Source organism: Actinomadura luteofluorescens, assembly GCF_013409365.1.
Classification (GTDB): Bacteria; Actinomycetota; Actinomycetes; order Streptosporangiales; family Streptosporangiaceae; genus Spirillospora; species Spirillospora luteofluorescens.
In genome coordinates this window covers 5,711,888-5,735,330 of sequence record NZ_JACCBA010000001.1, presented here as the reverse complement: position 1 = coordinate 5,735,330, position 23,443 = coordinate 5,711,888, and the positions used below count along the sequence as shown (strand labels likewise).

Here is a 23,443-nt window from a genome sequence, read left to right as displayed (position 1 = left end):
AAGCAGAGCAGTGCAAAGCGTAGTGGCTCGAATACGCAGAGTCATGGAAACCGGGAAGAGATGGCGACGCGGACGGTTGCGGTGGTGCTCGCCGGCGGGGTCGGCGAGCGCATGGGCGCCGGGCGCCCCAAACAGCTCATGGAGGTCGGCGGGCGCCCGATCCTGGCGCACGCGGTCGGCGCGTTCGATGCGCATCCGGACGTCGGCGAGGTCGTGGTGGTGATGGCGCCCGGGCATCTGCGCGAGGCGGCGGCGATCGCCGCGCCGTTCCGCAAGACCGCGGCGGTGATCGAGGGCGGCGCGACCCGGACCGCGTCCACGGTGGCGGCCCTGCGCCTGCTGGAGGACCGCCCGGACGACGTCCGCGTCCTGTTCCACGACGCGGCCCGCCCGTTCGTCGACCGCCCGGTCATCGACCGCGTGCTCGACGCCCTGGACGCCTGCGAGGCCGTCGCGGTCGGCGTGCCGTCGGCCGACACGATCGTGGTGGTCGAGGACGGGACGGTCGCCTCGATGCCGCCGCGTGAGACGCTGACCCGGTTCCAGACGCCGCAGGGGTTCCGCCTCGGCACGATCCGCAAGGCCTACGAGCTGGCCCTCGCCGACCCGGGGCTGCGCGCCACCGACGACTGCGGGATCGTGCACCGCTACCTGCCGGACGTCCCGATCCGGGTCGTGGCGGGCAGCGAGCGCAACCTCAAGGTCACCCAGCCACTCGACGCCGTCATCGCCGAACATCTCGCCAGCGAGGAAGCACCGTGATCTTCGAGAACACCCCCACCGTCATCGGCCACCGCGGCTTCGGCTCGGGCGAGGTCGTCCCGCCCGGGGCGCGGGAGGCCGTCGCCGAGAACACGCTGCCCTCGATGCTCGCCGCGGTGGAGGCGGGCCTGTCCTGGATCGAGATCGACGTGACGCGGACCGCCGACGACGTCCTCGTCCTGCGGCACGACCCGACGACCGTGGACGGCGACCACCTGGTCGACCTGCCCGCGACCGCGAGCGGCCTGCCGCGGCTCACCGAGATCTTCGACGCGCTGCCGCCGGAGGTGGCGGTGGACGTGGACGTGAAGACCGTGCTGGAGGACGCGCTGGACGAGCCGTCCCGCCGCACCGGCGCGCTCCTGGCCCCGGTGCTGAGGCGGGAGGCGGAGCGGCGCCGGCTGCTCGTCACCTCGTTCGACCCGTCGCTGCTGATGCTCCTGCGCGAGGAGGCGCCGGGCGTCCCGCTCGGGCTGCTGACGTGGCTGCGGTTCCCGCTGTGGCACGCCGTCCCGGCCGCGGCGGGCCTCGGCATGGACGTCGTCGCGGTGCACACCGGGTCGTGCGGCATCGAGCACCCCGACACGCGGCTGCGGCCGCTGGAGCACTGCGTGGAGATCGCGCACAAGGCGGGCCTGGAGGCGATCGCCTGGTGCCCGTCGGCCGAGGCCGCCCCGACCTACGCGGCGGCCGGGTTCGACGCGATGGTGGTCAACGACGTCCCCGGCGTGCTCGCGGCCGTCTGACCGCCGGCGGGGTCAGCCCGGGCGGTTGCCGCCGTACATCTGCGTCCACTCGCCCGGGGGCTCGTCGTCGTCCGGGCGGCCCCTGGCGGGCGGCTCGGGCCGGCCGTCGTCGGCGGACCGGGACGGCGGCAGCGGAGGCGGGTTCGAGGAGGGCTGTTGCCCGTGCTGCTGCCCGTACTGCGGCGCGCCGTGCCAGGACGGGCTCTGCCCCGGCGCGGGGGGCGGCTGGGGCGCTCCCATGGGCGCCTGGCCGGGCATGGGCGGCGGGCCCATCGGCGCGGGCGGCGGGCCGCCGTACCGGGGCGCGGGGGCCGTCCGGGCCTTCCACCGCGACGGCGCGAGCGAGGCGACCAGGAGCGCCACGCCCAGCAGCAGGAAGACCCCGTAGGGGGCGAGCGTCGTGTAGCCGAGGTAGAGCCGGTGGCCCAGCAGATCGCGTCCGGAGTGCTCGATCGCGAAGCGCGGCGACGCGAGCCAGAGAAGGCCGATCGCCGTGTAGACGGCCCCGGGGACGAGCGAGCCGAGCGGCGAGACGCGCGACCCGGCGGCCAGGCCCACCAGCACCGCCGCCACCACGACCGCCGCGGCGCCGATCCAGCGGTCCTCGCCGCCCCGGGTGAAGAAGTACCGGAAGTACTCCGTGAACCTGGTCGTGCTGTACATCAGGCACAGCGCGATCACCGGGGTCACCACGAGCCCGATCAACACGCCGAGGCCGTGGCGCGCTCCGTTGGACATGGCCACCTCCGAACTGCGGCGGGCGAAATCCCACCCAAATCCCGCCAAACCTAACGGTCAGACGGGCCGCGCACCATGGCGGTTCGGAGGTGATCCTAGTTTTTTGTCCCGTTACTGTACGGATTCGCCGGGTTTGATCGGAGCGGGCTGGCCGAGCCGCGGCGGGCTGGTCAGGAAGCCGACGCCCCAGGTCAGGTGCATGGTGGCGAAGACGAGCGGGAGCCGGATCCAGGCGGCCAAGGGCAGCCCCCGCCCCTCCACGGCGGCGCCGGCGATCATCGCGGCGGCGTACCCGCCGGGCAGGATCCAGCCGGGCCAGAACCCGAACAGCCCCGCGACCACGCCCGCCGTCATCGCCACGACGGCGATCGGCGGCGCGAGGTAGCGCAGGTTGAGCGTGCCCTGGTGCTCGCGCCCGACGACGCGCCGCCAGCGCCCGGTGTGGAAGTACTGCCGGGCGAGGGCCCGCAGGTTGGGCCGGGGCCGGTAGGTGACGCGCATGCGCGGGGTGAAGTAGATCCGGCCGCCGGTCTGCCGGATGCGGTGGTTCATCTCCCAGTCCTGCGCGCGGGTGAACGTCTCGTCGTAGCCGCCGACGCGGTCGAGCGCGCTGCGGCGGAACGTGCCGAGGTAGACCGTCTCCACGTCGCCCGCCTCGCCCCCGGTGTGGAAGCGGGCGTTGCCGACGCCGAGCTTGGAGGTCATCGCGCGCGCGACGGCCTTCTCGAACGCGGTGACGCCCTCGGCCGCCATGATCCCGCCGACGTTGTCGGCGCCGGTCTCCTCCATCGTCTCGACGGCGGCGCGCACGTAGTCGGCGGGCAGCAGGGAGTGCCCGTCCACCCGGACGATGATCGAGTACTGCGACGCCTTGATCGCGATGTTGAGGCCCTGCGGGGTGCGCCCCGTCGGGTTCGCGACGACGACGACGCGCGCGTCCTCGGCGGCGAGCTTGCGGGCGATCTCCTCGGTGCGGTCGCGGGACGGCCCGATGGCGAGCACGAGCTCCAGCTCGCCCGGGTAGTCCTGGCTGAGGATGCGGCGCACGGCGTCGGTCAGGTGGCGCTCCTCGTTGAGGACCGGCATCACCACCGAGACGGCGGGCCACGTGCGCTGACCGGAGTCGGGAAGGGGCTTCACGGCGTAGCGGGTTTCCTGGTTCATGGCGCGCTGGGCATGGGGAGACGAATTCATGTGGGCTCGGCGGGCGCACCCGTCCGGCGGACCGGAGGGAGGCGCCCCTTCCTCTCTCTTGCTCGCTTGTCTGACGCAGCCCACGCCACCCAGGTTTGCGTGCGGGCCGCCGGGGTGTGGTCAAGACGGCGCCACGTTACTGCAAGGACACGAGGTCCAGGTAGCGAACGGACGGGTGTCCCCCACTTTAGAGTGGTGTGGACTCGCGTCAGCACGTGATCATCGGGAGGCGGCGGCCGGCATGGCAGACGGGCACGACTCGGGTCGCGGCGACGCCGACCCCCTGGAGCGCTATTTCAAGCCGCGTCCCGGCGCGCACGCGGCCGAGGACGACGGCGACATCGAGGGCGTGACCATCGACGGGATGCCCGCGCCGCGCGTCCCGGTGGAGAGCCCGCGGGGGCCGCGCCGGCCCGGCCGGGGGCTGAGCCCGCGGGCGGCGACGAGCGCGCGGCGGCAGAAGCGCTTCCTCACCCTCACCGGGACGGCCTCGGCGTTCGTGCTGCTCACCTCGGGCGGCGCGTGGGCGTTCCAGAACTACGTCACAGGCATGATCGACAAGGTGTCGGTCGGGGGGCTCGGCAAGGGCAAGGACACGCCCAAGGGGGCCATGACCATCCTGGTGGCGGGCGTCGACCGGCGCGAGGGCCTCACGAAGGAGCAGCAGAAGGCGGCCAAGCTCGGGCACGAGGCGGGCGAGCGCTCCGACACGATGCTGCTGGTGCACGTGTCCCGCGATCACGACAGCGTGTCGGTCGTGAGCCTGCCCCGCGACTCCTACGTGACGATCCCGGCGCACAAGTCGAACGGGTCGGAGGGCGCCAAGGGGACGCGGATCTCGGCCCGTCCGGGCAAGCTCACCTGGGCCTACCAGTTCGGGGGGCCCGACCTCACCGTCAGCACGATCAAGCAGGCGACCGGCGTGTCGATCGACCACTACGTCGAGGTGAACTTCTACGGCTTCGTGCGCATGGTGGACGCGATCGGCGGCGTGGACGTGTGCACCGAGCAGGCCGTCGACGACAAGAAGAGCGGCCTGAAGCTCCCGGCCGGGAAGTCGCACGTGGACGGCCTGAAGGCGCTCGCGTTCGCCCGCGCCCGCTACTCGCTGACGGGCGGCAGCGACCTCGGCCGCATCGACCGGCAGCAGCAGTTCATGGCGGCGATGCTGAAACAGGCGCTGTCGACGAAGACGCTCGGCGACCCGGTCAAGTCCACCAGGTTCCTGAACGCCTCGCTGAAGTCGCTGCGCGTCGACGAGAAGCTGGCCGACAACCTGCCGGGGCTCGCCGACCAGATGAAGAACCTGTCGACCGACGACCTCACCTTCGCGAAGGTGCCGCTGTCGAACCCGGCCTACGACACCGTGCTGTGGAACGCGCCGTCGCCGCAGTCGACCGTCCAGTGGGACCAGCACAAGTCGCACGACCTGTTCACCCGGCTCCGCCGCGACCAGCCGCTCGCGACGCAGAGCCCGAAGCCGAGCGCCACGCCGACGAAGAAGACCGGGGACGAATTGACGGTGGCGCCGGACGACATCTCCGTCCGCGTCCTGAACGCGATCGGCACCCGCGGCCTGGCCACCAAGGCGGGCGGCGAGCTCCGCAAGGCCGGCTTCAAGGTGACCGTCGCGCCGGGGGTGGCGCGGCGCGGGCAGCAGACGACACAGATCCTGTACGGCCCGGGCCGGGAGGACTCGGCCAAGACCCTCGCCGCCGCGATCCCCGACGCCAAGCGCAAGAAGGTCGCCTCGCTCGGCTCCCAGGTGCAGGTGATGGTCGGCGCGGACTGGGACGGCGCCGACTGGGCCGGCGTGAAGGAGGTCGAGGTGAAGGAGTCGCCGAGCGCGTCGCCTTCGGAAGGGTCCGCCATCGAGACCGGCACGGCCACCCAGAAGCTCTGCGGCTGAGCCGGACGCCCCCGCCCTCCCCGCCTTCTAGAATGCTTTTCTAGTCGTGAGCGGGGAGGAAGCAGCATGGGCGAGGACGTGCCGGCCGAGTCGTTCTACGAGGCGCTCGGCGGGGGGCGGTTCGCCTCCACGGCCGCGACGGCGGGCCCGTGGTCGCCGGGCCTCCAGCACGGCGGGCCGTTCTCGGCCCTCGTCGGGCGGGCCTTCGAGCGGCACGACCCCGTCCCCGGCACCCGGCTGGCGCGGGTGACCGTCGAGATCCTCAGCCCCGTGCCCGTGGCGGAGCTGGAGGTCGCCGTGCGCGTGGTCCGCCCCGGCCGGAGGGTCGCCTTCCTCGAAGGCGAGATCGCGCACGAGGGGCGGCCGGTCGCCCGCGCGAGCGCCTGGCGGATCATGGCGGCCCCGTCCCGGCTGGAGCCCGTCGTGCACGCCGCCGCGCCGCCGGACCTGCCCGGGACGCCGGAGCCGTTCGGCGAGTGGGCGGGCATGCACCGGGACGGCTACCTGTCCGCGATGGAGTGGCGGCTCGTCCGCGGCGCCTTCGGCGAGCCCGGCCCGGGGACGGTCTGGGCGCGGCCGCGGATCCCGCTGGTGGCGGGCGAGGCCGACACGCCCCTCGTCCGCGCGCTGACGCTCGCCGACAGCGCCTCCGGCGTCGGCAGCCAGCTCGACGTGGCCGAGTGGCTGATCATCAACACCGACGTGACCGTCGCGCTGCACCGCGACCCCGTGGGCGAGTGGCTGTGCCTGGCCGCGTCCCTGGACGCCGCCCCGGGCGGCAGCGCGCTCTGCCAGGGGACGCTCGCCGACCGCTCCGGCGAGCTCGGCCGCGTCCTGCAGACCCTCCTCGTGGACGAGCGCCCGCCCGGCTGACACGGCCCGCCCCAGCGTGATCGCCACGCTGTGCGACCGTTCTGCTACGGTGGGTAGCGCCCGGGCGACAGAGAGCACAGAGAGCAGAGTTCCCACCTCGTCAGGAGTGCAGAGATGTCCACAAGGATTCTCGGCTTGCTCACCACGACCGCCGCCGTCTCGGTGGCGCTCGGCGGCGTCGCCGCCGCGAGCGTCGCCCGCACCGCGCCTCCGCCGGCCCCGCCGCAGGCGAACGCCCCGGGCGACACGAACCCGTCGTTCGACATGGGCCCGTTCACCATGGACTCGGCGTCCGACCCGGCACCGGAGTCGAACGCGAACCCGAACTCGGCGGCGAACGCCGAGCCGAAGCCGAACACCGCACAGGAGCCGAACACCGCGCCCGAGCCTGACAGCGCCGCACCCAAGCCGAACGCCGCGCCGAAGCCGGAGGCGGCGGCGCCCAAGTCGCCGCCGAAGGGCGGGTCCGAGGCCAAGGACGGCACCGGCCTGAAGGCGTGCGAGGACGCGGAGTGCCAGGTCGAGATCAGGGACGGTCAGACCATCAAGTTCGACCGCAAGCTGGGGATCGACCCGCTGCACGTCAAGATCGACGGCAGCCGGGTGATCCTCTCCTCGCGCGGCCGCAACGGGATGATGGCCACCTCGATCGACTCGGCCTGGCCCCGCTCCAGCACCACCTACAACGGCCTCACGCTGCGGCCGCACCGGGCCAAGAACGGCGCCATGATCCTCGACATCTCGCACGACTGAGCCGGCGCACGGCGCCGGATCCGAGGGGCGGGCCCTGTGGCCCGCCCCTCGACCGTGCCGCCGCCCGCTACTTGAGGAGCTGGCGGGCCATGACCATGCGCTGGATCTGGTTGGTGCCCTCGTAGATCTGGGTGATCTTGGCGTCGCGCATCATCCGCTCCACCGGGAACTCCCGCGTGTACCCGTACCCGCCCAGCAACTGCACCGCGTCGGTCGTCACGTCCATCGCCACATCCGAGGCCAGCGTCTTGCACGCCGACGACACGAACGTCAGATCCGGCACCCGCTCCCCGCCCATTGCCCGCTCGGACTTCACCGCCGCGTGATACGTCAGCTGCCGCGCCCCCTCCAACCGCATCGCCATGTCGGCCAGCATGAACTGCACACCCTGGAAATCCGCGACCGCCTTGCCGAACTGCCGCCGCTGCTTGACATACCCCACCGCGAAATCCAGCGCCCCCTGCGCGATCCCCAGCGCCTGCGCCGCGATCGTGATCCGCGTATGGTCCAACGTCGCCAGCGCCGTCCTGAACCCCGTCCCCGGCTCACCGATCATCCGATCGGCCGGAACCCGCACCCCCTCCAGCACCACCTGACGCGTCGGCGACCCCTTGATCCCCAACTTGCGCTCCTTGGCCCCGAACGACACCCCCGCATCCTCCTGCGAGTCCACCACGAACGCCGAGATCCCCCGCGCCCCCGCACCCGGCTCGGTCACCGCCATCACCGTGTAGAAACGCGACACCCCCGCATTGGTGATCCACATCTTCGCGCCGTCCAGCACCCAGTGATCCCCATCACGCACCGCACGCGTCCGCATCCCCGCCGCGTCCGACCCCGCATCCGCCTCCGACAACGCATACGAGAACATCGCATCCCCCCGCGCCACCGCCGGAAGGAACCGCTCCTTCAACCCCTCCGACCCCGCCAGAAGCACCGGAACCGTCCCCAGCTTGTTCACCGCCGGGATCAACGACGAGGACGCGCACACCCGCGCCACCTCCTCGATCACGATCACCGTCGCCAGCGCATCGGCCCCCGCACCCCCGTACGATTCCGGCACGTGCACCGCATGCAGATCACCCGACACCAGCGCGTCCAACGCCTCCTGCGGGAACCGCGACTCCTCGTCCACCTCCGCCGCGAAAGGAGCGATCTTGGCCTCGGCCAGCTCACGCACCGAACGCCGCAACAGCTCGTGCTCCTCCGACGGCGCGTACGTGGGAAAATCAGGACTCATGCCGCCGATGCTACCGGCCAGTAGGCAGTGGCGGCCGACGCGGGTACCCGCCCGCAGCGGGCACGTGTCCAGTAGGGCCGCTCGTCGGCGACAGCGAACGGAGAGGAGCAGGCCTTGTCCCACCGGCTGACGGTCATCGGAACCGGTTACCTCGGCGCGACCCACGCGGCGTGCATGGCCGACCTGGGTTTCGAGGTGCTGGGCCTCGACGTGGACGCGGAGAAGATCGCGCGGCTCTCGGCCGGCGACCTGCCCGTGTACGAGCCGGGCCTCGAACCCGTGCTGCGCAGGGGCCTGGAGACCGGGCGGCTGCGCTTCACCACGTCCTACGAGGAGGTCGCGGAGTTCGGCGACGTCCACTTCGTGTGCGTGGGGACCCCGCAGAAGGCCGGGGAGTACGCGGCCGACCTGTCCTACGTCGACGGCGCGATCGCGGCGCTGGCGCCGCTGCTGGAGCGGCCCTGCCTGGTCGTCGGCAAGTCGACCGTGCCGGTCGGGACGGCCGCGCGGCTCGGCGAGGCGCTTGCCAAGGCGGCGCCGGCGGGCGAGGACGCGGTGCTCGCCTGGAACCCCGAGTTCCTGCGCGAGGGCTTCGCCGTCCAGGACACCCTGCACCCCGACCGGATCGTCGCCGGGCTGCCCGCCGACCAGGGCGCCGCCGAGCACGCCGAGAAGGTGCTCCGCGAGGTCTACCGGACGATGATCGCCGAGGGGACCCCCTTCATCACCGCCGACTTCCCCACCGCCGAGCTGGTCAAGGTGTCGGCGAACGCGTTCCTCGCCACCAAGATCTCGTTCATCAACGCGATGGCGGAGGTGTGCGAGGCCGCGCACGCGGACGTGACGAAGCTCTCGGAGGCGCTGTCCTACGACGACCGGATCGGCGGCAAGTTCCTCGGCCCGGGCCTCGGGTTCGGCGGCGGCTGCCTCCCCAAGGACATCCGGGCGTTCATGGCCCGGGCGGGCGAGCTCGGCGCCGACCAGGCGCTGACCTTCCTGCGCGAGGTCGACGAGATCAACATCCGGCGCCGGATCCGGATGGTGGACCTCGCCCGGCAGCTGCTCGGCGGCTCCTTCGCCGGGCGGACGGTCGGCGTCCTCGGCGCCGCGTTCAAGCCGAACTCCGACGACGTGCGCGACTCCCCCGCGCTGGACGTGGCCGCCTCCATCCGCGCCCAGGGCGCCAGGGTGACCGTCTACGACCCGCAGGCCATGCGGAACGCGCGCCGCGCCCAGCCGACGCTGGAGTACGGCGAGTCGGCGATGTCGGCCGTGCAGGACGCGCACGCCGTCCTGCTGCTGACCGAGTGGGCCGAGTTCCGGGACATGAACCCGGCCGTGGTCGCCGAGGCCGTGGCGGAGCGCAACATCGTGGACGGGCGCAACGCGCTCGACCCCGAGCGGTGGCGCGCGGCGGGGTGGAACTACCGGGCCCTGGGACGCCCGTGAGGCGGAACTGAGGCGGAACTAAAGCGCCCGCGGGCGGTGTTGCAGCGGGCATGAGCGCTGACTTCGCCGACCAGGCCGTGATCCGCCGCCTGCTGAACGAGTCGAGGACGTGGGCCTTCGTCGGCCTCGGGGACAACCCGGCGCGGGAGGTCCACAGCCAGGCCCGGCTGATGCAGGAGCGCGGGAAGCGGATCATCCCCGTGCACCCGGAGGCGCGCGAGGTGCTGGGCGAGAAGGGGTACGCCTCCCTCGCCGACGTCCCCGACGCCTCCGAGGTGGACGTGGTGGGCGTCTACCGCCGCGCCGAGCACGCCGGTCAGGCGGTGGACGAGGCGATCGCGGCGGGCGCGAAGGCGGTGTGGCTGCCGCTCCAGGTGATCGACGAGGCGGCGGCCCGGCGCGCCAGGGACGCCGGGCTCGACGTCGTCATGGACCGCTGCCCCGCCGTCGAGTGGGCCCTGCGGCGCTGACCGGCTCAGCGGGGCCGTGAGCGCCCCCGGCGGTGGACGTCCCTCAGAGCCGCTCTCGCAGCCGCGCGCCCTTCGCCTTGGCCTCTCCGTAGAGGTGCCGCTGGAACACGGCCATCTTGGCCCGCAGACCGTCGTCGGAGGCGGCCAGGATCCGGACGGCCAGCAGCCCGGCGTTGCGGGCCGCGCCGACCGCCACGGTCGCGACGGGGACGCCCGCGGGCATCTGCACGATCGACAGCAGCGAGTCCATCCCGTCCAGGTACTTCAGCGGGACGGGCACGCCGATCACCGGCAGCGGCGTCACCGAGGCCAGCATGCCCGGCAGGTGCGCGGCGCCGCCCGCCCCCGCGATGATCACGCGGAGGCCGCGGGCGGCCGCGTCCTCCCCGTAGGCGATCATGTCGTGCGGCATGCGGTGCGCGGACACCACGTCGGCCTCGTAGGGGACGCCGAACTCCTCCAGCGCCCGGGCGGCGCCCTCCATCACGGGCCAGTCCGAGTCGCTCCCCATCACCACGCCGACGACCGGGTCGTTCACGCGCGCCTCCACTTCGAACTGTCTCACCGATGATCTTTCATGGCCGGGCCCCAGCGCAGGTAGTCGGCGGCGTGCCGGGCGCGCTCGCGGACCTCGGCGAGGTCGGCGCCGAGCGCGGTCACGTGGCCGATCTTGCGTCCCGGACGGGACTCCTTGCCGTACATGTGCACCTTGACGCCCGGGTCGTGGGCCATCACGTGGATGTAGCGGGGGTAGACGTCCGGGTCGTCGCCGCCGAGGACGTTGGCCATGACCGTGTAGGGGGCCGTGGGCTCGGTGGAGCCGAGCGGCAGGTCGAGGACGGCCCGCAGGTGCTGCTCGAACTGCGACGTCCGGGCGCCCTCGATCGTCCAGTGCCCGGAGTTGTGCGGGCGCATGGCCAGCTCGTTCACCAGCAGGCCGTCGCCGGTCTCGAAGAGCTCGACGGCGAGGAGGCCGACGACGCCCAGCTCGTCTGCGACGCGCAGGGCGAGGCTCTGCGCCTCGGCGGCGAGGTCCTTCGCCAGGCCGGGCGCGGGCGAGATCACCTCGGTGCAGATCCCGCCCTCCTGGACGGTCTCCACGATCGGGTACGCGGCGCCCTGCCCGTACGGGGAGCGCGCGACGAGCGCGGCCAGCTCGCGGCCGAAGGCGACGTGCTGCTCCACCATCAGGTCGACGCCCTCGGCCTGCAGCCGGTCGGCGACCCGCGCCTCCTCGGGATCGCCGACGATCCAGACGCCCTTGCCGTCGTAGCCGCCGCGCGTGGACTTCAGGACCAGCGGCCAGCCGTGCTCGCGGCCGAACGCCTCCAGGAACGCCCGCGGCTCGGGCGAGGGGACGGGCGCGTAGGCGGGGCAGGGGACGCCGAGCTCGCTCAGGCGCTCGCGCATGACGAGCTTGTCCTGGGCGTGCGCGAGGGCGGCCGACCCGGGCCGGCACGGGACGCCGGTGGCCTCCAGCTTCTGGATGTGCGGCCCCGGGACGTGCTCGTGGTCGAACGTCACCACGTCGCAGCCCTGGGCGAAGGCCAGCAGGTCGTCGAGGGCGCGGTCGTTGCCGACCCGCACGTCCGAGACGGCTCTGGCGGCCGACTCGTCCGGCGCCCCGGCGAGCACGCGCAGCGACACGCCGAGCGCGATCGCGGCCTGCTGCGTCATCCGGGCGAGCTGCCCTCCGCCCGCCATCCCGACCACGGGCATCTCACGAACCTTCACGTCGAAAGGTTATCGGGCCGCCGGGGCGAACGAATCACGCGGCGTCCGCGTCGAAGGCGTGTGGGGGTGGGCCGCGGGTGTGTGTGGGGGGCACGGCAATGGGCACGGAACGGGGCGTGCGCGTGAAACGTTCATGTTCGGACGTCCCGGGAGCCGCGGACGTCTATTCTCGTGGTGCCTCCCCCGCAGTCGCCGGCCGCCGGCCGCGCCGCACAGTGCAAGCCCGGAAGGACGGTTTCCCTTCGTGAGCCTGGTAGCCAAGATCCACCGGCGGTTCGCGCACCTGGTGCGAGAACTGGCCCAGTTCGGCAGCGTGGGCGCCATCGCGTTCGTCATCACCTTCGCGATCGGCAACGGCCTGCACACCGGACTGGGGGTGGGCCCGCTCACGTCCAACGGCGTCGCCACCGTGATCGCGACCACGTTCTCCTACCTGGCCAACCGCTACTGGACGTTCCGGCACCGCGACCGCACCGGCCTCGGCCGCGAGTACGTGCTGTTCTTCGCGCTGAACGGCGTCGGGCTGGTGATCACCGAGCTGTTCATCGGCTTCTCGCACTACGTCCTCGGGCTGGACGGCGCCGTGTTCTTCAACATCGCGCTGATCGTCGGCACCGGGGTGGCGACGCTGTTCCGCTTCTGGTCCTACAAGAAGTGGGTGTTCCTGCCGGCGAGCGCCCCGCACGTCGACCCCGCGTCCGGGCTGCCCGAGGCCCCCGCCGACGGGCCCGCCGCCGAGGGCCCCGGCGCGACCCGCGCGACCGGCGCCCCGGGCCGCGCTCCCGGCGCCCTGCGCCCCCTCGACCGCACCGCCGGCGACTACGCCGAGCTCTGACCCTCAGGCGGGGCCCATGACCACGCGTTCGGCGGCCAGCCTGACCTCGGCGGTCTGGCGCAGGAAGACCCCGAAGACCGCGGGACGGGACTGGATCAGCTCCAGGCGCCCGCCGTCCACCACCGCCAGGGAGCGGGCCAGGTAGAGGCCGAGGCCGGTGCCGCGGCCCCCCGAGACGCTGCGCTCGAAGATGCGGGGCTCCAGCTCCGACGGGATGCCCTCGCCCTCGTCGCCGACCTCGACCACCACCGAGCTCGCGCCCGGCTTGGTGTGGATGGTCACGGTGCCGGCGCCGTGCGTCAGGGAGTTCTCCAGGAGCGTGGCGACGATCTGGGAGAGGCCCTCGGGGTGCGTCATGCCGACGAGGCCCTGCTCGCCGATGATCCGCACGTCGCGGCCCGCCTTGCGGAAGCTCGGCCGCCACTCCTCGACCTGCTGGGCGATGATCTCGTCGATCGGGGACGGGACGGCGCCGCCGGTCCGGTCGTGCCGGGCGCGGGCGAGCAGCTGCTCGACGACCGCGACGAGCCGTTCGGCCTGCGCGACCGCCGCCGCGCCCTCCTCCCGGACGACGTCGGGATAGTCGGCCGCCTCGATCATCTCCTCCAGCCGCATCGACAGCGCGGTCAGCGGGGTGCGGAGCTGGTGGCTGGCGTCGGCCGCGAACTCGCGGCTGGCGACCAGCAGGTCGGTGATGCGCACGGCGCTGCGATCCAGCACCTCGGCGACCCGGTCGACCTCGGGGATGCCGTAGCGGCGCGGGCGCGGCCGGGCGTTGCCGCTGCCGAGCCGGTCGGCGGTCTCGGCAAGGTCGACCAGCGGCAGCGTCAGCTTGCGGGCCTGCACCATCGCCAGGCCGACCGTGACGGCCACGCCGAGCAGGGCCAGGCTGCCGACGAGCAGGAGCAGCCGCAGCGCGGCGTCGCGGACCTGCGCCTCCGGGCGCGACACCCGCACCCTGACCCGGCCGTGCACCGCCGTCGCCGACAGCACGCGGCCGCGCCGCGGCGGCCCGGCGGCGAGCGTCCGGCCGTCCGGCAGCGTGATCGAGACGTGCCGGCCCGGGTACTCGCGGGCGAGGACCGCGGGCGTCACCGGCTGGCGCGCCTCCAGGCTGTAGCCGACGCCGCCGGCTATGGAGGACGCCTCCCGGTCGAGCGACCGGCCGGCCTCCTCGTAGACGAGCTTGTGCGCGGCGTAGGCGAGGGGTATGCCGAGCAGGAGCAGCGCGACCACCGCCACCGCGAGCGTCGACAGGAGCAGTCGGCGCCTCATCAGGGCTCCTTCTGAGGGTGGGGCCGCGGACCGTGCGGCACGCGCCCCGGGGGCCTCTCGGGAAGGCCCCCGGCGTCCCGCCGGGCCGCGGCGGCCGGTGCTAGTCGCCGCGTTCGAACCGGAAGCCGACGCCCCGCACCGTGGTGATGTAGCGGGGACTGCCGGCGTCGTCGCCGAGCTTGCGGCGCAGCCAGGAAATATGCATGTCGAGGGTCTTGGTGGAACCCCACCAGTTGGTGTCCCACACCTCGCGCATGATCTGTTCGCGGGTCACGACCTTGCCCGCGTCCCGCACGAGGACGCGCAGCAGGTCGAACTCCTTCGTGGTGAGCTGCAGCTCCTGGTCGCCCATCCAGGCGCGGCGCGACTCGGCGTCGATCCGCACCCCCTGGACGATCGGGGTCTCGGTGCTGCCCCGGCGCAGCAGAGCGCGCACCCGCGCGAGCAGCTCCGCCAGCCGGAACGGCTTGGTCACGTAGTCGTCGGCGCCCGCGTCCAGCCCGACGACGGTGTCGACCTCGTCGGCACGGGCGGTCAGGATCAGGATGGGCACGCCATGCCCCTCGGCCCGCACCCGGCGGGCCACCTCAAGGCCGTCCAGCTCGGGAAGGCCGAGATCGAGGACGATCAGGTCCACGCCGCCCCCGAGCGCCCGCTCCAGCGCCTGAGGGCCGTCGGGACTGACTTCGACGGTGTACCCCTCGCGACGCAGCGCGCGGGCGAGAGGCTCGGAGATGGACGTGTCGTCCTCGGCGAGCAGTACTGAGGTCATGAACCGATCGTATGACCAATCTTGACCTTTGCTCGGCTACCGCCGCGCTCTTGACCTGCGGTTTGCCACTCGTAGTACATCCGCGAACACAATATTTCGGGCTCTATCAGGATGTAGGCCGTATCATCCCCGCAGTGCAGGGGGCCCGGCCAGATCGAGGACCGCGACCGAGGCGCCCGGCAGCACCACCGAAGCCCTTCCGGAATCGCCGAGGCCGACCGGGTCAAGGCGAATCGCCGGATCCGACGCGAGCAGCAGCCCCGGCGCGGCCTCGCCCTGACCGGGCACCGGAACCAGGACGGGCCGGTCACCGAGGTTCGCCGCCACGCACACCGAGCCGCGCCGCACGGTCAGCCACCGCGCCGCGACGTCGTCCGCCTGGTCGCCCGTTTCCTCGCGGGTCTCGACCGCCGTCGCGGTCAGCCGGGGATCGTTCAGTTCGGGCCGGGAGCGGCGCAGCGCGATCAGGTCGCGATGCCATGCGAGCAGGTCGGCGTGCGGCGGCCGGTCCGGTTCGGCCCAGTCGAGGACGGATCGCCGGAACGTGTCCACAGCCTGTGGATCGGGGACCTCGCCGCTCCAGCCGTGCCGGGAGAACTCGCGCCGGCGTCCCTCGCTGACCGCGCGCGCCAGTTCCGGGTCCTGGTGGTCGGTGAAGTAGCACCACGGAGTCGCCGCGCCCCATTCCTCGCCCATGAAGAGCATGGGCGTGAATGGCGCGAGCAGGAGCAGGGCCGCGCCGACTTTGAGCAGACCGGGAGACGGCAGAAGGGCACCGATGCGGTCGCCCGCCGCACGGTTGCCCACCTGGTCATGGTTCTGCAGGAAACCCAGGAATCTGTGCGCGGGCGTCTCCCCGACATTCACCGGACGGCCGTGATGCCGCCCCCTGTAGGTCGACATGGTCCCGTCGTGCACGAATGCCTTGGTGAAGGCCTTCTTCAGCGTTTCCAGGGAGCCGAAGTCGCAGTAGTAGCCCTGCCTCTCACCGGTGAGCGCGGCATGCAGGGCGTGGTGGAAGTCGTCGCTCCACTGGGCGTCCAGGCCGTACCCGCCCGCCTCTCTGGACGTCACCAGGCGCGGGTCGTTCAGGTCCGATTCGGCGATGAGGAACAGTTCCCGGCCAAGGTGAGCCGAAAGCGCCGACACGGCGCGTCCCATCTCTTCCAAGAGGTGTTCCGCGCCGTGGTCGGTGATGGCATGGACGGCATCGAGGCGCAGCCCGTCGAGGTGGTAGTCGCGCAACCACATCAGCGCGTTCTGGACGACGAACGCGCGGACCTCGTCCGAGCCTTCCTGGTCGAAGTTCACCGCGTCGCCCCAGGGGGTGGCATGGGCGCTGGTGAAGTACGGGCCGTAGCTTCCGAGGCGATTCCCGTCAGGCCCGAGGTGGTTGTAGACCACGTCCAGGACGACGGCCAGACCGCGCGAATGGGCGGCGTCCACGAAACGCTTCAGGCCGTCCGGGCCGCCGTAGGGCTCGTGCGGAGCCCAAAGGTGGACACCGTCGTAGCCCCAGCCGTGCCGGCCGGGGAAAGAGGCGACCGGAAGCAGCTCCACGGCGTCTATGCCGAGCGCCGCCAGATGGTCGAGACGCTCGATCGCCGCGTCGAACGTGCCCTCGGCCGTGAACGTGCCCACGTGCATCTCGTACAGGACGCTGCCGGCGAGCGGGCGGCCGTGCCACTGCTGGTCGGTCCAGGCGAACCGTCCGTGGTCGTAGACGCGGCTCTGACCGTGGACGCCCTCGGGCTGCCAGGGCGAACGCGGGTCGGGCAGCACTTCGTCGGCCTCGTCCAGGACGAACCCGTAGCCGGTCCCGTGGGAGGCGTCCGCGACCTCGGCCTCCCACCATCCAGAAGACCCCGATCCGGACGGCCGTGCCTCCATGGCGTACCGGGCGCCGCCCGCCTCGACGTCAACGCGGACGGCGGCCGGAGCCCACACCTCGAAACGGGCGCTCACCGATCGATCTCCCGGGGGACGAGCAGCGCGACGGGAAGGTGCTCGAACACGCGCGAGGCGTCAAGGATCGGGCCCATGTGCGTGCAACCGGTCAGGACGTCCCTCCAGCCCTGGCGGCGGACGTCCACGCGCGTCCCCTTCCAGCCGCCGCGGCGCTCCAGGCCCACGGGGAGCCGGGTGGCGAGCGCGACGGCCTCCCCTCGGGCGAACCCCACGACGTGCTCGGCGGCGGGCCCGCGCGCGGCGACGGGCTCGTGCCGGGAGCCTGGACCGAACCACTCCGGATGGGCGCGGCGCAGCCGCAGCGCCCTGGACGTGAGCAGGAGCTTCTCGTCGTCCACTTCCTTCGGCTGCCGCCCGGTGTCGAGCCGGAACAGGTGCTCGCGGCGCCGCCCGTAGTCGACCGGCCGCCGGTTGTCGGGGTCGACCAGCGACAGGCCCGTCATCTCGCAGCCCTGGTAGATGTCCGGGACGCCTGGCATCGCCAGCTGGACGAGCTTCTGCCCGAGCGTGTTCACGCGCGCGTGCGGGGTCAGCTTCGCGACGAACGACGTCATGTCGGTCACGAGGTCCGGGTCGGCCAGGACGCCCCGCGCGTAGTCCAGGACGGCCTCCTCGTAGGCGGGGTCCTGTTCGGCCCAGGAAGTGCGCGTCTTGGCCTCGCGCATCGCCTTGGTGAGGAACTCCTCCAGCCGTCCGATGGTGAGCGGCCACGCACCGACCAACGTCTGCCAGAACAGGTATTCCAGGTCCGGCTCTAGGGGCGATGTGCCGGAACCCCAGTTCCGCCACCGATCCACGGATTCGGCCCACTCGGTGGGCAGCTCCGACAGAACCGCCAGCCAGGCGCGCACGTCCTCTTCACGCTTGGTGTCGTGCGTGGAGAGCGTCGTCATCGTCAACGGCCAGTCGCGGGCGAGCCGGATGCAGAACGAGTGGAAGTCCTCCTGGGCGACGCTGAACCGCCCTGGCGCACCGCCGACCTCGTTCAGCACGGCCATGCGGTTCCACCGGTAGAAGGCCGTGTCCTCCACGCCCTTGGCGGCGAGCGGGGACGTCGTCTGCTGGAACCGCACGATGAACTCGGCGTCGGTGCGCTCACCGCGTCCGAGGGCCAGATCCACGACGATGTCGAGGTCGCCGTGCATCTCCTCTGGCAGATGCGCCCGCGCACGGCGGGCGGCCTCGTTCACGACGTCCACGGCCTGCTGCGGGGCGTCCTCGCCTGGTACGACGTAGGCGCGGTAGACGGGCATGGCGACCAGCAGTTCGACCAGCGCCCGCTCCAGGCCCGGACGGCGCTCGCCCACGACCCGTTCGAGGACGCGCTGGAGCCGCTCGACCTCGGGCCTGAGGCTGTGCGAGGCGGCGTGCGCCCGGGCGTCGCGCTCGACCTCCTCGAAGGAGGCCGGGTTGCCCGTGAGCGCCACGTAGTAGTCGGTCAGCGGCTTCTCCCCGGCGGGATCGAGGAACAGTCCGCCGATCATGCCGAGCGCGTCGTAGCCGGTGGTGCCCGCGCACGGCCAGTCCGGCGGCAGCCGCTCCTCCCCCTCGGTGATCTTCTCGACGAGCAGCCAGCGGTCCGGGGCGGCCTCGGCGAGCCACCGCAGGTAGCCGCGCGGATCGGCGAGCCCGTCGGGATGGTCGACGCGCAATCCGTCCACCAGGCCGTCCCGGACCAGGCTCAGCAGCAGCGCATGCGTGCGCTCGAAGACCTCCGCGTCCTCCTGCCGCAGCCCGATCAGGCCGGAGATGTCGAAGAAGCGCCGGTAGTTGGGCTCGCCCTCGCCGGGCGGCACGATCCGCCCGCCGCCCGCCTCCCAGTCGATGTCGAACCACCGGGCGAACCGCGACCGCGGCCCCTCCGCCAGGACGTCCGCGAACGGCAGGTTCAGCCCGGCGGGCTCCGGGATCGCCATGTGGTTCGGGACGACGTCCACCAGCACCCGCAGCCCGTGCGCCCGGAACCGGGTCACCATGGCGCCGAACGCCTCGGGCCCGCCCAGCTCCTCCGACAGCCGGGAGTGGTCGACGACGTCGTAGCCGTGCGTGGAGCCCGGCGCGGCCTGCAGGACCGGCGACAGGTAGACGTGCGACACGCCGAGTGCCGCCAGGTAGGGGGCCAGCGCCGCCGCCTCGGCGAACCCGAAGTGCCCCTCGGGCGTCCCGCGGAGCTGGAGGCGGTAGGTGCCGGTCGGCGGCGCGGCGAGGGCGTCCTCCTCCGGGACGCCCCTGTCCACGCGTTCGGATGTCTCCGCCCGTTCGGGCCTGTGGTCCTCGGACACGGTTTCCTCAGGGGGTTCGGCGACGGGGAGCGGTTCCTCTGGGACGGGCTCGGCCTGCATGCCGCCGTCCGCCGGCGCGCCGCCCATCCGCGTGCCGGCGGCCGGCCGGGTGTCGTCGTCCATCTGCGTATCCCTGCTCTCAGACCCGGCGCATGACCTGGATGGAACGGGCGGCGACCGGCACGTTCTCGCGGGACTTCACGACGGGCGACTCCTCCTCGGCGAGCAGCGGGTCTGCGGTGTCGAGCACCTTTATCCACATCTGCCCGTACAGCACGGGCGGAAGCGCGAACGCCAGGTCCCCGTCGTGGGCGTTGACGAGCAGCAGGAACGAGGCGTCCCTGACCTGCCGCCCGCGCCGGTCCGGTTCGCCGATCGCGTCGCCGTTCAGGAACACGGTCAGCGACTTGTTGAAGCCGGCGGACCAGTCCCGGCCGGTCATCTCCGCCCCGCCGGGCGTGAACCAGACGAGGTCGGGCAGGTCCTCGGGCCTCGCCCCCGCGCGGGAGCGGACGGAGCTCTCGTCGCCGCCGCTGAAGAAGCGGCGCCGCCGGAACACCGGATGCTCGGTGCGCAGCGCGGACAGCCGCCGGACGAAGTCGAGCAGCGGGCCGCGCTCGTCGAAGAACGTGTCGTCGCGCAGGCCCGTCCAGTCGACCCAGGACAGCTCGGTGTCCTGGCAGTAGGCGTTGTTGTTGCCTCCCTGCGTCCGGCCGATCTCGTCGCCGTGCAGCAGCATCGGCACGCCCTGCGACAGGAACAGCGTGGTCAGGAAGTTGCGCTTCTGCCGCTCGCGCAGCGAGATGATGTCCAGGTCGTCCGTCGCGCCCTCATGGCCGCAGTTCCACGACCGGTTGTCGTCGGTGCCGTCCCGGTTCCCCTCCCCGTTGGCGTCGTTGTGCTTGCCGTCGTAGGAGACGAGGTCGTGCAGCGTGAAACCGTCGTGGCAGGTCACGAAGTTGATCGAGGCGATGGGGCGGCGGCCGTCGTCGGCGTACAGGTCCGACGAGCCCGTCAGCCGGGAGGCGAAGTCGGGCAGCGTGCCCGGCTGCCCGCGCCAGTAGTCGCGGACCGTGTCCCGGTACTGGCCGTTCCATTCCGTCCACAGCGGCGGGAAGTTGCCGACCTGGTAGCCGCCCTCGCCCACGTCCCACGGCTCGGCGATCAGCTTGACCTGCGAGACCACCGGGTCCTGCTGGACGAGGTCGAAGAACGCCGAGAGCCGGTCCACCGCGTGCAGCTCGCGGGCCAGCGTCGCGGCGAGGTCGAAGCGGAACCCGTCCACGTGCATCTCGGTCACCCAGAACCGCAGCGAGTCCATGATCAGCTGCAGGACGTGGGGGCTGCGCATCAGCAGGCTGTTGCCGGTGCCCGTGGTGTCCATGTAGTAGCGGGAGTCGTCCTCGGTGAGCCGGTAGTACGAGGCGTTGTCGATGCCGCGGAACGACAGCGTCGGCCCGAGGTGGTTGCCCTCGGCGGTGTGGTTGTAGACGACGTCGAGGATCACCTCGATCCCGGCCTCGTGCAGCGACTTCACCATCGCCTTGAACTCCAGCACCTGCTCGCCGCGGTGCCCGGACGAGGAGTACTCGTTGTGCGGCGCGAAGAAGCCGATGGTGTTGTAGCCCCAGTAGTTGCGCAGCCCGCGGCTCGTCAGCGCGTCGTCGTGGACGAACTGGTGGACGGGCATCAGCTCGACCGCCGTCACCCCGATCGAGCGCAGATGATCGGTGATCACGGGGTGGCCGAGCGCCGCGTACGTGCCGCGCATCGCCGGCGGGATGTCCGGATGCCGGGCGGTGAGCCCCTTGACGTGCGCCTCGTAGATCACCGTCTCGTGGTAGGGGGTGCGGGGCGGGCGGTCGTCCCCCCAGTCGAAGTACGGGCTGACCACCACCGACCGCATCGTGTGGCGCGCCGAGTCGGCGTCGTTGCGCGACCATGGGTCGCCGAAGTTGTACCCGAAGCACGCCTCGTCCCAGTCGACCTGCCCCTCGACGGCCTGCGCGTACGGGTCGAGCAGCAGCTTCGCGGGGTTGCAGCGCAGGCCGCGCGGCGGATCGTAGGGCCCGTGCACCCGGTACCCGTACCGGCGTCCCGGCATGACCCCCGGAAGGTAGCCGTGCCATACGAAGGCGTCGACCTCCGGCAGCGTCAGCCGCGTCTCCTCACCTTCGCCCGCCGGACCGTCGAACAGGCACAGCTCCACCTTCTCCGCCACCTCGGAGAAGACGGCGAAGTTCGTGCCCGCGCCGTCGAACCGGGCCCCCAGGGGGTAGGCGTCACCCGGCCAAACCTGAGCCAATTGTTCCGCCCTTCGTAGGGTGCGGCGCCGGGGCGCGCCCGACCGCGCGCGTACCGGGGGCCGCACCCCCGAACCCCTTCCCCCTGGGGGATGGATCACACCGATCGGGACCCCACTGGCCAGAACGGACATCCGTGCGTTACGTTAGGGGAGCCTTACCTTAATGAGGGCGCCCTAAGCGGCACCGGTGGGGCACGCTGCGTAGACAACGAGTCGCACGGAAGGTCTCCCACCGGAATGTACGTCTGCATCTGCAACGCCGTCACGGAGGACGACGTTCACGGCTGCATGGCGAGCGGTTGCACGACCGCCAAGGCCGTCAAGGCGGCCTGCGGCTTCAAGCCCGGCTGCGGGCTGTGCACCAAGCGCATCCACACGATGGTCAGCGAGTACCGCGCCTCCACGGCCATGGCGGACGCGCTCCTCGGGGGAGCGGACGCGCTCCTCGGGGGCAACGACCCCGCGACCTCGACCGCCGCCTGAACAGACCCGCCCTTACGTTCCGTTCCGATTAGGGAACGCGCTGTGTGCGATTAGGTACTGTCCCGGATCCGGCCCGGCATGGAAGCATGGGGGCCATGGAAGGCGACAACGACATCATCGCTCTGCTGAACGAGCAGCTCACCGCCGAGCTCACGGCGATCAACCAGTACTTCCTGCACTCCAAGATGCAGGAGAACTGGGGCTTCACCCGTATCGCCAAGCACACCCGCGACGAGTCCTTCGACGAGATGCGGCACGCGGAGCGGCTCACCGACCGGATCCTGTTCCTGGAGGGCCTGCCGAACTACCAGAAGCTCGGCACCCTGCGCATCGGGCAGACCATCGTCGAGCAGCTCAAGGCGGACCTGGAGATCGAGATGGAGGCCGTGGCCCGGCTGCGGCCCGGCATCGAGCTCATGCGCTCGCGCGGCGACGTCACCTCCGCCCGGATCTTCGAGGACATCCTCGCCGACGAGGAGGAGCACATCGACTACCTGGAGACCGAGCTGAGCCTCGTCCAGGCCCTCGGCGAGCAGAACTACCTGCAGCGCCTCACCGACTCGCCCGGCGAGGGCGGCCCGAGCCCCGTCTGAGCCCTACGTCGCCCGCCCGCCGCTCCTGCGCAGCACGTACGGCTGGATGATGCCGAGGCCGCGGACCGGGCGCTTGACGATCCGCGTGACCTCGTAGCCCGGCGCCTTCTCCAGGCACGCCGCCAGCTCGGCGTCGATCACCACCGCGCCCGGCCGGGCGAGCGAGGTGAGCCGGGCCGCGAGGTTCACGGTCGTGCCGAACACGTCGCCCATCAGCGGCAGGACGGGCCCGTGCGCCACCCCGACCCGCACGTCCGGGACCTCGGTCTCGTCCTGGATCGCCGCCGCCACCGTCAGCGCGATCTCCGCGCCGATCTCCGGCGTCCCCGCGCTGAACAGCACCTCGTCGCCGAGCGTCTTCACCAGCCGGCCGCCGCAGGAGGCGATGATGTCGGCGGCGGTCTCCTCGAACCACTCCACCACGCGGGCCAGCTCGATCTCCTCCAGCTCCCGGCTGACCTGGGTGAAGGAGACCATGTCCGCGAACCCGACCGTGGTCATCGGCCGGCCCGCGGAATCGCCGTTCTCCCGGCTCGCCGCCGCGGCCAGCGCCCGCGTCCCCGCGGCCGCGAGCTGCCGCCGCCACGCGTGCAGCACCAGCGGCTCGAAGTCGCCGATGTGCTTCTCGGCGATGTCCACCACCGTGTCCACCGCCTGCGCGGACGGCGTCTCGGTCAGGTCCTGCGTCAGCATGCTGCGCAGCAGGTTGACCTGCCACTCGGCGAGCCTCGTCATGGTCTGGCCGAACGCCCTGACCAGGCGGATCACGCCGTCCTCGTCCAGGATCCCGTCGTCGACGAGCCGGCGGAGCCGGTCCAGCGCCGCCACGTCGCCCTCGGTGTAGGCGATCGTCTCGTCCGGCATCGACGGGTAGCCGAACGCCCGCCAGATCCGGCCGGCGAAGTCCCGGGACACCCCCGACAGCCGGACCGCCTGGACGCGGTTGTAGCGCAGCTCGCCTCCGAGCAGGAGCTCTTCGATCTCCTTCGGATCCGGCAATCCGGCCGCCATCATCCGCCCCTCAGTCCGCGGCCGCCGTGGGCCGTGGCGGCGGCGTCGTGA

Annotated in this window: 21 protein-coding genes; 10 read left to right on the top strand and 11 right to left on the bottom strand. The window is 72.2% G+C overall.

Features of this window, described 5'->3' with window-relative positions; genetic code table 11:
* Positions 1–60: 60 nt before the first annotated feature.
* Both ispD and BJY14_RS26735 read left to right on the top strand, forming a co-directional pair.
* Positions 61–762: a 2-C-methyl-D-erythritol 4-phosphate cytidylyltransferase gene (ispD, locus tag BJY14_RS26740; protein ID WP_179846123.1), complete on the top strand. Its 702-nt coding sequence runs from the start codon at positions 61–63 to the stop codon at positions 760–762.
* On the top strand, positions 759–1,508 hold the full coding sequence (locus tag BJY14_RS26735; protein ID WP_179846122.1) for a glycerophosphodiester phosphodiesterase: 750 nt from the start codon (positions 759–761) through the stop codon (positions 1,506–1,508). The genes ispD and BJY14_RS26735 overlap by 4 nt, the downstream gene beginning before the upstream one ends.
* 12 nt (positions 1,509–1,520) lie before the next feature.
* Here BJY14_RS26735 and BJY14_RS26730 read toward each other — a convergent pair whose 3' ends face one another.
* Positions 1,521–2,246 carry a hypothetical protein gene (locus BJY14_RS26730; protein WP_179846121.1) on the bottom strand — a complete coding sequence of 242 codons (726 nt, stop codon included), beginning with the start codon at positions 2,244–2,246 and terminating at the stop codon, positions 1,521–1,523.
* Between the two features lie 111 nt (positions 2,247–2,357).
* Positions 2,358–3,410: a glycosyltransferase family 2 protein gene (locus BJY14_RS26725; protein ID WP_179846120.1), complete on the bottom strand. Its 1,053-nt coding sequence runs from the start codon at positions 3,408–3,410 to the stop codon at positions 2,358–2,360.
* A gap of 271 nt (positions 3,411–3,681) precedes the next feature.
* Between BJY14_RS26725 and BJY14_RS26720 the strand changes: the two genes are divergently transcribed.
* The 3 genes from BJY14_RS26720 to BJY14_RS26710 all read left to right on the top strand — a co-directional run bounded on the left by BJY14_RS26720 (position 3,682) and on the right by BJY14_RS26710 (position 6,975).
* Positions 3,682–5,349 carry an LCP family protein gene (locus tag BJY14_RS26720; RefSeq protein ID WP_179846119.1) on the top strand — a complete coding sequence of 556 codons (1,668 nt, stop codon included), beginning with the start codon at positions 3,682–3,684 and terminating at the stop codon, positions 5,347–5,349.
* Between the two features lie 66 nt (positions 5,350–5,415).
* Positions 5,416–6,222: a thioesterase family protein gene (locus BJY14_RS26715; RefSeq protein ID WP_179846118.1), complete on the top strand. Its 807-nt coding sequence runs from the start codon at positions 5,416–5,418 to the stop codon at positions 6,220–6,222.
* Between the two features lie 114 nt (positions 6,223–6,336).
* A complete protein-coding gene (locus tag BJY14_RS26710; protein WP_179846117.1) occupies positions 6,337–6,975 on the top strand; it encodes a hypothetical protein in 639 nt (212 codons plus the stop codon).
* A gap of 67 nt (positions 6,976–7,042) precedes the next feature.
* Here BJY14_RS26710 and BJY14_RS26705 read toward each other — a convergent pair whose 3' ends face one another.
* Positions 7,043–8,215 carry an acyl-CoA dehydrogenase family protein gene (locus BJY14_RS26705; RefSeq protein WP_179846116.1) on the bottom strand — a complete coding sequence of 391 codons (1,173 nt, stop codon included), beginning with the start codon at positions 8,213–8,215 and terminating at the stop codon, positions 7,043–7,045.
* Positions 8,216–8,329: 114 nt separating this feature from the next.
* Here BJY14_RS26705 and BJY14_RS26700 point away from each other — a divergent pair, with 114 nt between their 5' ends.
* Positions 8,330–9,664 carry a UDP-glucose dehydrogenase family protein gene (locus BJY14_RS26700; protein WP_179846115.1) on the top strand — a complete coding sequence of 445 codons (1,335 nt, stop codon included), beginning with the start codon at positions 8,330–8,332 and terminating at the stop codon, positions 9,662–9,664.
* A gap of 50 nt (positions 9,665–9,714) precedes the next feature.
* Complete coding sequence (locus BJY14_RS26695; RefSeq protein WP_179846114.1) at positions 9,715–10,134, top strand: CoA-binding protein; 420 nt, start codon at positions 9,715–9,717, stop codon at positions 10,132–10,134.
* Between the two features lie 43 nt (positions 10,135–10,177).
* On the opposite strand, the gene purE is transcribed toward BJY14_RS26695, so the two are convergent.
* Together purE and BJY14_RS26685 are read right to left on the bottom strand one after the other, a co-directional pair.
* On the bottom strand, positions 10,178–10,645 hold the full coding sequence (gene purE, locus BJY14_RS26690) for a 5-(carboxyamino)imidazole ribonucleotide mutase (RefSeq protein WP_179849651.1): 468 nt from the start codon (positions 10,643–10,645) through the stop codon (positions 10,178–10,180).
* Between the two features lie 50 nt (positions 10,646–10,695).
* A complete protein-coding gene (locus tag BJY14_RS26685; protein WP_179849650.1) occupies positions 10,696–11,853 on the bottom strand; it encodes a 5-(carboxyamino)imidazole ribonucleotide synthase in 1,158 nt (385 codons plus the stop codon).
* Between the two features lie 259 nt (positions 11,854–12,112).
* On the opposite strand from BJY14_RS26685, the gene BJY14_RS26680 reads away from it, so the two are divergent.
* Positions 12,113–12,703 carry a GtrA family protein gene (locus tag BJY14_RS26680; protein WP_312879413.1) on the top strand — a complete coding sequence of 197 codons (591 nt, stop codon included), beginning with the start codon at positions 12,113–12,115 and terminating at the stop codon, positions 12,701–12,703.
* Between the two features lie 3 nt (positions 12,704–12,706).
* Here BJY14_RS26680 and BJY14_RS26675 read toward each other — a convergent pair whose 3' ends face one another.
* The 5 genes from BJY14_RS26675 to glgX form a co-directional block, all read right to left on the bottom strand.
* On the bottom strand, positions 12,707–13,978 hold the full coding sequence (locus tag BJY14_RS26675) for an ATP-binding protein (protein ID WP_179846112.1): 1,272 nt from the start codon (positions 13,976–13,978) through the stop codon (positions 12,707–12,709).
* 100 nt (positions 13,979–14,078) lie between these two features.
* On the bottom strand, positions 14,079–14,750 hold the full coding sequence (locus tag BJY14_RS26670; RefSeq protein WP_019629095.1) for a response regulator transcription factor: 672 nt from the start codon (positions 14,748–14,750) through the stop codon (positions 14,079–14,081).
* A 123-nt stretch (positions 14,751–14,873) separates the two neighbouring features.
* A complete protein-coding gene (gene treZ, locus BJY14_RS26665) occupies positions 14,874–16,715 on the bottom strand; it encodes a malto-oligosyltrehalose trehalohydrolase (RefSeq protein ID WP_179846111.1) in 1,842 nt (613 codons plus the stop codon).
* Positions 16,712–19,123: a malto-oligosyltrehalose synthase gene (treY, locus tag BJY14_RS26660; RefSeq protein ID WP_246396126.1), complete on the bottom strand. Its 2,412-nt coding sequence runs from the start codon at positions 19,121–19,123 to the stop codon at positions 16,712–16,714. The genes treZ and treY overlap by 4 nt, the downstream gene beginning before the upstream one ends.
* A 16-nt stretch (positions 19,124–19,139) precedes the next feature.
* Positions 19,140–21,305 (bottom strand): glycogen debranching protein GlgX, encoded by a 2,166-nt coding sequence (gene glgX / locus BJY14_RS26655; RefSeq protein WP_179846110.1) that lies wholly within the window; start codon positions 21,303–21,305, stop codon positions 19,140–19,142.
* Between the two features lie 237 nt (positions 21,306–21,542).
* On the opposite strand from glgX, the gene BJY14_RS26650 reads away from it, so the two are divergent.
* Together BJY14_RS26650 and bfr are read left to right on the top strand one after the other, a co-directional pair.
* Positions 21,543–21,788: a (2Fe-2S)-binding protein gene (locus BJY14_RS26650; protein WP_179846109.1), complete on the top strand. Its 246-nt coding sequence runs from the start codon at positions 21,543–21,545 to the stop codon at positions 21,786–21,788.
* Between the two features lie 95 nt (positions 21,789–21,883).
* Entirely contained in the window at positions 21,884–22,381 is a 498-nt protein-coding gene (gene bfr / locus BJY14_RS26645) for a bacterioferritin (protein ID WP_141581003.1), read from the top strand.
* Between the two features lie 3 nt (positions 22,382–22,384).
* Here the strand turns inward: bfr and BJY14_RS26640 are convergent, their stop codons facing one another.
* Positions 22,385–23,392 (bottom strand): adenylate/guanylate cyclase domain-containing protein, encoded by a 1,008-nt coding sequence (locus BJY14_RS26640; RefSeq protein ID WP_179846108.1) that lies wholly within the window; start codon positions 23,390–23,392, stop codon positions 22,385–22,387.
* Positions 23,393–23,443 lie beyond the last annotated feature (51 nt).

What these genes read in the sequence shown, in the direction of transcription:
- treY (WP_246396126.1), bottom strand. Translation starts at nt 19,123, where the DNA reads ATGGACGACGACACCCGGCCGGCCGCCGGCACGCGGATGGGCGGCGCG.
- BJY14_RS26710 (WP_179846117.1), top strand. Translation starts at nt 6,337, where the DNA reads ATGTCCACAAGGATTCTCGGCTTGCTCACCACGACCGCCGCCGTCTCG.
- BJY14_RS26705 (WP_179846116.1), bottom strand. Translation starts at nt 8,215, where the DNA reads ATGAGTCCTGATTTTCCCACGTACGCGCCGTCGGAGGAGCACGAGCTG.
- BJY14_RS26670 (WP_019629095.1), bottom strand. Translation starts at nt 14,750, where the DNA reads ATGACCTCAGTACTGCTCGCCGAGGACGACACGTCCATCTCCGAGCCT.
- BJY14_RS26730 (WP_179846121.1), bottom strand. Translation starts at nt 2,246, where the DNA reads ATGTCCAACGGAGCGCGCCACGGCCTCGGCGTGTTGATCGGGCTCGTG.
- BJY14_RS26675 (WP_179846112.1), bottom strand. Translation starts at nt 13,978, where the DNA reads ATGAGGCGCCGACTGCTCCTGTCGACGCTCGCGGTGGCGGTGGTCGCG.
- BJY14_RS26685 (WP_179849650.1), bottom strand. Translation starts at nt 11,853, where the DNA reads ATGCCCGTGGTCGGGATGGCGGGCGGAGGGCAGCTCGCCCGGATGACG.
- BJY14_RS26715 (WP_179846118.1), top strand. Translation starts at nt 5,416, where the DNA reads ATGGGCGAGGACGTGCCGGCCGAGTCGTTCTACGAGGCGCTCGGCGGG.
- bfr (WP_141581003.1), top strand. Translation starts at nt 21,884, where the DNA reads ATGGAAGGCGACAACGACATCATCGCTCTGCTGAACGAGCAGCTCACC.
- BJY14_RS26720 (WP_179846119.1), top strand. Translation starts at nt 3,682, where the DNA reads ATGGCAGACGGGCACGACTCGGGTCGCGGCGACGCCGACCCCCTGGAG.
- BJY14_RS26650 (WP_179846109.1), top strand. Translation starts at nt 21,543, where the DNA reads ATGTACGTCTGCATCTGCAACGCCGTCACGGAGGACGACGTTCACGGC.
- BJY14_RS26725 (WP_179846120.1), bottom strand. Translation starts at nt 3,410, where the DNA reads ATGAACCAGGAAACCCGCTACGCCGTGAAGCCCCTTCCCGACTCCGGT.
- ispD (WP_179846123.1), top strand. Translation starts at nt 61, where the DNA reads ATGGCGACGCGGACGGTTGCGGTGGTGCTCGCCGGCGGGGTCGGCGAG.
- purE (WP_179849651.1), bottom strand. Translation starts at nt 10,645, where the DNA reads ATGGGGAGCGACTCGGACTGGCCCGTGATGGAGGGCGCCGCCCGGGCG.
- BJY14_RS26640 (WP_179846108.1), bottom strand. Translation starts at nt 23,392, where the DNA reads ATGGCGGCCGGATTGCCGGATCCGAAGGAGATCGAAGAGCTCCTGCTC.
- BJY14_RS26695 (WP_179846114.1), top strand. Translation starts at nt 9,715, where the DNA reads ATGAGCGCTGACTTCGCCGACCAGGCCGTGATCCGCCGCCTGCTGAAC.